This window comes from Streptomyces himastatinicus ATCC 53653 (assembly GCF_000158915.1).
GTDB lineage: Bacteria > Actinomycetota > Actinomycetes > Streptomycetales > Streptomycetaceae > Streptomyces > Streptomyces himastatinicus.
The window spans coordinates 8,364,061-8,371,399 of the sequence record NZ_GG657754.1 but is presented as its reverse complement, the minus strand read 5'-3'; the positions used below and the strand labels follow the sequence as shown (position 1 = coordinate 8,371,399).

Below are 7,339 nucleotides of genomic sequence, written 5' to 3'. Positions count from 1 at the left end.
GGAACCGGTCGAGGACCCGCACGCCGAACTTCAGCCCGTCCACCGGAACCCGCTCGTCCACGCCGTGGAACATCCCGGCGAAGTCCAGCTCCGGGGGCAGCTTCAGCGGCGCGAAGCCGAAGCAGCGGATGCCGAGGTCGTCGAAGGACTTGGCGTCCGTGCCGCCCGAGAGGCAGTACGGCACGGCGCGCGCGATCGGGTCCTCGGCCTTGAGCGCCGACTGCATGGCATCGACCAGCGCCCCGTCGAAGGTCGTCTCCAGGGCCTTGTCCGCGTGCACGTCCTCGCGCTTGACCTTCGGGCCGAGGATGCGGTCGAGGTCGGCCAGGAACTCGTCCTCCAGACCCGGCAGGAAGCGGCCGTCCACGTGGGCCGTCGCCTGCCCGGGGATGACGTTGACCTTGTACCCGGCGCCGAGCATGGTCGGCGCGGCGGTGTTCTGGAGCGTCGCCCCGATGAGCTTCGCGATACCGCCGAGCTTGGCCAGCGTCTCGTCCATGTTGTCCGGGTCGAGCGGGGTGCCGAGCGCGTCGGACAGCTCGTCCAGGAAGGACCGTACGGTCTTGGTCACCCGGATCGGGAACTTGTGCCGCCCGAGCCGCCCGACCGCCTCCGACAGCTCGGTGATGGCGTTGTCGTTGTTGGTCATCGAGCCGTGGCCCGCGGTGCCGTCCACCGTGAGCCGCATCCAGTGCATGCCCTTCTGGGCGGTCTCGATCAGATACAGCCGCAGGTCCTCGTTGACGGTGAACGAGAAGCCGCCGACCTCGCCGATCGCCTCCGTCACGCCCTCGAACAGGTCCGGGTGATTGTTGACCAGGTGCCGCGCCCCGAACACACCGCCCGCCTCCTCGTCGGCGAGGAAAGGCGAGCACGATGTCGCGCGGGGCTTGCGGCCGATGCGCAGCCGCTCGCGGACCACCGCGAGCGTCATGACGTCCATGTCCTTCATGTCGACCGCGCCCCGGCCCCAGACGCAGTCGTCGACGATCTCGCCGGAGAAGGGGTGATGGGTCCAGTCCTCGGCGTTGGCCGGTACGACGTCGGTGTGGCCGTGGATGAGCAGCGCGGGCCGGGACGGGTCCTCGCCCTCGATGCGCGCCACCGTCGAGGCCCGGCCCTTGCGGGATTCGAAGATCTGCGGTTCGAGCCCCACCTCGGCGAGCTTCTCGGCGACGTACTCGGCGGCAGCCCGCTCGCCGGGGCCGGAGTGATCGGGGCCGTAGTTACTGGTGTCGATCCGGATCAGATCGCGGCACAGATCGACGACCTCGTCCTCGCCTCTGACCGTTCCGGCTTTCGTCCCGCCCGATTGCGACTCACTCACGCTGCCTCCTCATCGTTCCCTGCCCCCGGGCCGGGTCCACCCGGACCGGCCCACCGCGGGGCTATCCAGCCATCCTGCCCCTCCCGACGCCGCAGCCCAAGGCCGCAATACCGCCGTCATGCCCCCGTCACACAGCGACACCCCAGCGGCGACCCCCCAGCGCCCCACCGGCACCCCACCGGCCGCCGCCGTCCACGGGGCCGTCCGCGTGATCGAGCACGCTCTGATGTTTGCTATGGTTTTCCACGTCGGAACGGCCGAGAGCCGGGCCGGCAGACACCTGGTCCGGGTGGCGGAATGGCAGACGCGCTAGCTTGAGGTGCTAGTGCCCTTTATCGGGCGTGGGGGTTCAAGTCCCCCCTCGGACACATAGCGAAAACGCCGGTCGATGCGCGCATCGACCGGCGTTTTCGCGTTGCCGGGAGGGCGGTCACGCGCTGCGCGCGGGGACCGGCTCGTCGTGCACCACGCGGGGCACCGGGCGGGCGAGGCGGGCGACGTTGGCGACGGGGCGGTCGGGTTCGGTCCGCGCCTCGGCGCGGGCGGCCTTGCCGGTGCTCCACAGCCACGCGGTGTCCCGGGCGAAGGACCAGATCAGCGTCGTCAGGGCCAGCAGCACGACCGCGAGGTTCGCGGGGGCCGGGAGGAGTCCGGTGGCGGCCACGAGGAGGGCGACGCCCTGGAGGGCGGCCACCGTCTTGCGGGCCATGCTGTGCGGGAGCGGCGCGTTCATCCAGGGGAGGAAGCGGGCGGCGGCGACGAAGGCGTAGCGCATGGCGCCGATCAGCAGCACCCAGGGGCCCAGTGCGGTGGCGACGTAGACGCTGAGCACCAGGATGAGGATGGCGTCGACCTCCATGTCGAACCGTGCGCCCAGCGTCGAGGAGGTTCCGGTGCGGCGGGCCACCTGGCCGTCGACGGCGTCGAGGATCAGGGCCACCGCGGTGAGTGCGGTGAGGACCGCGACCCGGGGCGGGCTCGTGAAGGAGTCGGCGACCAGTGCGGTCACGCCCCCGACGAGGGTGGCCCGGGCCAGGGTGACGCGGTTGGCGGCCCCGAAGGAGGACAGCCAGGAGCGGGAGACGGCGCGAGTGAGCACGGCCCAGGAGACGGCCGCGAAGACGAGGCCGGTGAGCCAGCCCGCGGGTCCCAGGTCGAGCGAGGCGCCCAGGACCGTGAGCAGGAGGATCTGTACGCCCGCCCCCGCCGCCGTCTCCTGCCGCAACAGCCTCGCGTTGTCAGTGTGGTTCAGGGCCACCGGGCACCCCTCCGGCTGTGTGACAGTGTCGATTGGCGCCGCGTAGCGTGTGCGCGGCTTGATGATGTCCCGTACGTGGCGCGTCTCCCGTTTGTTCAGCGCGATGCGCGGCCCGTTGTTTCCGTGCGGAGTTTCCGCTCGATTCCTCAGGAGGACGCAGATGGAGCGCGTCGCCCGTGCTTTCTGGCTCAACTCCCCCGGTCACGGCGGGATACGGGATGTGGTGCTGCCCGAGCCCGCCGAGGGTGAGGTGGTGGTGCGCACGCTGTGCTCCGGTGTGAGCCGCGGCACGGAGGCGCTGGTGTTCCGGGGCGGGGTGCCGGAGAGCCAGTACGGCGCGATGCGGGCGCCGTTCCAGGAGGGCGACTTCCCCGGGCCGGTGAAGTACGGCTACCTCAATGTGGGGGTGGTCGAGGAGGGGCCGCGGGAGCTGGCGGGCCGTACGGTCTTCTGTCTGTTCCCGCATCAGACGCGGTACGTGGTCCCGACGAGCGCCGTGACGCCCGTACCGGAGGGCGTGCCCGCCGAGCGGGCGGTGCTGGCCGGGACGGTGGAGACCGCGGTGAACGCCCTGTGGGACGCGGCGCCGCTGCTCGGCGACCGGATCACGGTGATCGGGGCGGGAATGGTCGGGGCGTCGGTCGCCGCGCTGCTGGCCCGCTATCCGGCCGTACGGGTCCAGTTGGTGGACGCCGACCCGGCGCGCGCGGAGCTGGCCAAGGCGCTCGGCGTGGACTTCGCGCTGCCGGAGGATGCCGAGGGCGAGCGGGATCTCGTGGTGCATGCCAGCGCGAGCGAGGCGGGTCTCGCGCGCTCCCTGGAACTCCTCGCCCCGGAGGGCACGGTCATCGAGCTGAGCTGGTACGGCGACCGCCGCATCAGCGTGCCGCTGGGCGAGGCGTTCCACTCGCGGCGGCTGACCGTGCGCAGCAGTCAGGTGGGGATGGTGTCCCCGGCCGCCCGGGCCGGCCGCCGCGGCTATGCGGACCGGCTGGCGGTCGCGCTGGAACTGCTCGCCGACCCCGCGCTGGACGCGCTGGTCACCGGGGAATGCGCGTTCGATGAGCTGCCGGGGGTGATGGCCCGGATCACCGCCGGTGAGCTGCCGGGCCTGTGCCATCGGGTGCGGTACTGAAGGCGCGCGGGACGCGGCGCGCAAAGCCGTTCGAACAAGGCTGAGCTGCGGCTGAACACGGGGAAGGCATCGGCCGTACTAGAAGCCGAGATGTGCCGCCGTACCGGGAGGGCCCGTTGTTCAGCATCACCGTCCGCGATCACCTGATGGTCGCCCACAGCTTCAGCGGAGAGGTCTTCGGACCCGCTCAGCGTCTGCACGGAGCCACGTTTCTGGTGGACGCCACCTTCCGGCGCTCCGCGCTGGACGACGACAACATCGTCGTCGACATCGGACTGGCCACCCAGGAACTCGGCGCGGTGGTCGGCGACCTCAACTACCGGAACCTCGATGACGAGCCCGCGTTCAAGGGGATCAACACCTCCACCGAGTTCCTGGCCAAGGTCATCGCCGACCGGCTCGCGGAGCGGGTGCACGCCGGGGCGCTCGGCGAGGGCGCGCGCGGCCTGGCCGGGATCCAGGTGACCCTGCACGAATCGCATGTCGCGTGGGCGAGTTACGAGCGTGACCTGTGACCGCGCACCTCGACAGTCCCGGGAGCCTGCTGGGCCTCGGCAGCGGTGCCGCCCCGCCGCCGGTGCGCGAAGTGCACGTCGTCATGCCCGGCGGGGTGGACGACCCGGCCACGCCGAGCGGCGGCAATACGTACGACCGGCGGATCTGCCGGGAGCTGCCCGGTATCGGCTGGGACGTCCACGAGCACACGATCGCGGGCACCTGGCCGCAGCCCGGGCCCGCGGCGCGCGCCGAACTGACCCGGCTCCTGGCGGAGCTGGCGGACGGCAGCATCGTGCTCCTCGACGGCCTCGTGGCCTGCGCCGTCCCCTACCTCGTCGTTCCCGAGGCGGAACGGCTGCGGCCCGCGGTGCTGGTGCATCTGCCGCTGGGTGAGGAGACGGGGCTCGCCCCGGGCCGGGCGGCGGACCTGGACGCGCTGGAGCGCAAGACGCTGCGCGCGATGCCCGCGGTGGTGGCCACCAGCGGCTGGGCGGCCCGTCGGCTCGTGGCGCACCACGAGCTGGCCCCGGGCCGGGTCCATGTGGCCGCGCCCGGTGCCGATGTGGCACCGCAGGCGTCCGGCACGGACGAGGGCACCCGGCTGCTGTGCGTCGCCTCGGTGACCCCGCGCAAGGGGCAGCACCGGCTGGTGGAGGCGCTGGCCGAGGTGGCCGATCTGCCGTGGACGCTGGAGTGCGTCGGCGGGCTCGATCAGGACCCCGGCTATGTGGAGCGGCTCCGCGAGCTGATCGAGGCGTCCGGGCTCGGCGACCGGGTGCGGCTCACCGGCCCGCGCGGCGGCGCGGAGCTGGAGGCGAGCTTCGCCGGTGCCGATCTGCTGGTGCTCGCCTCGTACGCCGAGACGTACGGGATGGTGGTGACCGAGGCGCTGGCGCACGGCGTTCCGGTGCTGGCCACCTCCGTGGGCGGGATTCCGGAGGCGCTCGGGTACGCGCCCGAGGGCAGTGTGCCGGGCCTGCTCGTCACCCCGGACGACCCGGCCGCGCTCACGGCGGCGCTGCGCCGCTGGCTGGGCGATCCCGATGTACGCCGCCGGCTGATCACGGCCGCCCGTGGGCGGCGCACCGCGCTGGACGGCTGGCATACGACCGCGTCGGACCTGGCCGGTGCGCTGGAACGACTTCGCCGCGAACCCCGGAGGGCCGCGTGACCACCACCGATACGCCTCAATACGCGCCCGAGTGGCTGGAGTTGCGCGAGGGCGCGGACGCCGCCGCCCGCGCGCCCGAACTGCTGGAGCCGTTGCGGGCCCGTCTCGCGGAGACGGCCGGACGCTCCGTACGCGTGATCCATGACCTGGGCTGCGGCACCGGTTCGCTGGGCCGGTGGCTGGCGCCCCGGCTGGACGGTCCGCAGGAGTGGGTGCTGCACGACCACGATCCCGGTCTGCTGGAGCTGGCCGCCGAGCGGGCGCCGCGTGCGGCGGCCGACGGCAGCCCGGTCACGGTGCGCACGCGCCGCGGTGATCTGGGCTCACTGACCGCGGACGATCTGGCAGGGGCGTCGCTGGTGACGGCCTCCGCGCTGCTGGACGTGCTCACCACCGAGGAGGTGGAGGGGCTCGCCGCGGCCTGCGCCGGGGCCGGTTGTCCGGTGCTGCTGGCGCTGTCGGTGGCGGGCCGGGTCGAACTGACCCCGGCGGATCCGCTGGACGCGGACTTCGCCGACGCGTTCAACGCCCATCAGCGCCGTTCCGGTCTGCTGGGTCCGGACGCGGTCGAGGTGGCCTCCGAGGCGTTCGCCCGGCACGGTGCGACGGTACGGACGCACGCCAGCCCCTGGGTGCTGGGCGGCGGGGAGTCGGCGCTCGCGGCGGAGTGGCTGCGGGGCTGGGTGGGCGCGGCGGTGGAGCACCGGCCGGAGCTGGAACCGCGTGCCGAGACGTATCTGCGGCGGCGGCTGGCGGAGTGCGCGGCGGGCGAGCTGCGGGTGGTAGTGCACCACGACGATCTGCTCGCCCTGCCGCGCCCGGTGAGCCACGGGCCGACGCCGGTGAGCCACGGGCCGACGGGCGGAGTGTCATGAGCGCGGCGATCCGGGCTCGGTTGGGTACTTTCGCCGGAGCGGCCATCATCGTGGTGCTGCTGTGGCAGATGGGCACCGGCGCCTTCGTGGAGGGCTTGCGCCGCATCGACGGGGTCACCCTGCTGGCCGCCCTCGGCCTTGGCCTGCTGACCACCGTGTTCAGCGCCTGGCGCTGGTGCGTGGTGGCGCGGGCGCTGCGCATCCGGCTGCCCCTGGCGCAGGCGGTCGGCGACTACTACCGCTCCCAGTTCCTCAACGCGGCGCTGCCCGGCGGCGTCCTCGGCGATGTGCACCGCGCGGTACGGCACGGGCGCACCGAGGGCGATGTCGCCCGGGGCGTGCGCGCCGTGGTGCTGGAGCGGACCGCGGGTCAGGTGGTGCTGGTGATGGTCGGCGTGGCGCTGCTGTTCGCCCACCCCTCCCTCGCCCTGTCCGAGGGCGGCCGGGTGCTGCACGCCGTGGCCACGACGCCCGGCGCCGCACCCGCGCTGCTCGCGGTGTGCGGGCTCGGGGCCGTGGCCGTCGTACGGCTGCGCCGCAGGCCCGGCACCTCGCGGGGGCGCCGGGCGCTGCGTGCCGCGCTCACCGAGGCGCGGCTCGGGCTGCTGGCCCGCGCGAGCTGGCCGGGGGTCGTGATCTCGTCCGCGGTGGTGCTGGCGGGCTATCTCGGGATGTTCCTGCTGGCCGCGCGGGCAGCGGGATCAACCGCCCCGGCGGTCGAGCTGGTGCCCATCATGGTGCTGGCCCTGCTCGCCATGGCGCTGCCGCTGAACGTCGGTGGCTGGGGTCCCCGCGAGGGCGTCACCGCGTGGGCCTTCGGCTCCGCGGGCCTGGGCGCCGCCCAGGGGCTGACCGTCGCCGTCGTGTACGGGGTGCTCACCTTCGCCGCGAGCCTGCCCGGTCTGTGCGTGCTGGTCGGTCAGTGGGCCGTCCGGCTGCGGCGTCCCCAGGTCCAGCTCGAAGAGGGTGTCCTCGCCGAGGCGGGCCCGGCGGGTCCGGGGCCGCAGGGCGTCGCGCATGACGGGGGTGCCGTCGAAGCGCAGCCCCGGGATGCCGTCGCCGAGCAGAACCGGTG

Annotated in this window: 6 protein-coding genes, 1 tRNA gene and 1 pseudogene; 6 read left to right on the top strand and 2 right to left on the bottom strand. The window is 73.4% G+C overall.

Annotated features, from left to right (window positions below; genetic code table 11):
* Nucleotides 1-1,327: M20/M25/M40 family metallo-hydrolase (locus SSOG_RS35790; RefSeq protein WP_009719151.1), on the bottom strand; the 1,327-nt coding region annotated here is incomplete at its 3' end.
* Between the two features lie 283 nt (nt 1,328-1,610).
* On the opposite strand from SSOG_RS35790, the gene SSOG_RS35785 reads away from it, so the two are divergent.
* Nucleotides 1,611-1,695 (top strand) — tRNA-Leu (locus tag SSOG_RS35785).
* A 62-nt stretch (nt 1,696-1,757) separates the two neighbouring features.
* On the opposite strand, the gene SSOG_RS35780 is transcribed toward SSOG_RS35785, so the two are convergent.
* Nucleotides 1,758-2,585, bottom strand: a complete 828-nt coding sequence (locus SSOG_RS35780) for a CDP-alcohol phosphatidyltransferase family protein (RefSeq protein WP_039939467.1) — start codon at nt 2,583-2,585, stop codon at nt 1,758-1,760.
* Nucleotides 2,586-2,745: 160 nt separating this feature from the next.
* Between SSOG_RS35780 and SSOG_RS35775 the strand changes: the two genes are divergently transcribed.
* The 5 genes and pseudogenes from SSOG_RS35775 to SSOG_RS55055 form a co-directional block, all read left to right on the top strand.
* On the top strand, nt 2,746-3,720 hold the full coding sequence (locus tag SSOG_RS35775) for a zinc-dependent alcohol dehydrogenase (protein ID WP_009719149.1): 975 nt from the start codon (nt 2,746-2,748) through the stop codon (nt 3,718-3,720).
* 116 nt (nt 3,721-3,836) lie between these two features.
* Nucleotides 3,837-4,235, top strand: a complete 399-nt coding sequence (locus tag SSOG_RS35770; RefSeq protein WP_039939465.1) for a 6-pyruvoyl trahydropterin synthase family protein — start codon at nt 3,837-3,839, stop codon at nt 4,233-4,235.
* Nucleotides 4,232-5,389, top strand: coding sequence for a glycosyltransferase family 4 protein (locus tag SSOG_RS35765; RefSeq protein WP_009719147.1), 1,158 nt, complete (start codon nt 4,232-4,234; stop codon nt 5,387-5,389). Before SSOG_RS35770 ends, SSOG_RS35765 begins: the two co-directional genes overlap by 4 nt.
* Complete coding sequence (locus SSOG_RS35760; RefSeq protein ID WP_009719146.1) at nt 5,386-6,264, top strand: methyltransferase domain-containing protein; 879 nt, start codon at nt 5,386-5,388, stop codon at nt 6,262-6,264. Before SSOG_RS35765 ends, SSOG_RS35760 begins: the two co-directional genes overlap by 4 nt.
* Nucleotides 6,261-7,097: pseudogene (locus SSOG_RS55055) on the top strand (lysylphosphatidylglycerol synthase transmembrane domain-containing protein); the annotation flags it as partial. The gene SSOG_RS35760 and the pseudogene SSOG_RS55055, both read left to right, overlap by 4 nt.
* Between the last annotated feature and the right edge of the window lie 242 nt (nt 7,098-7,339).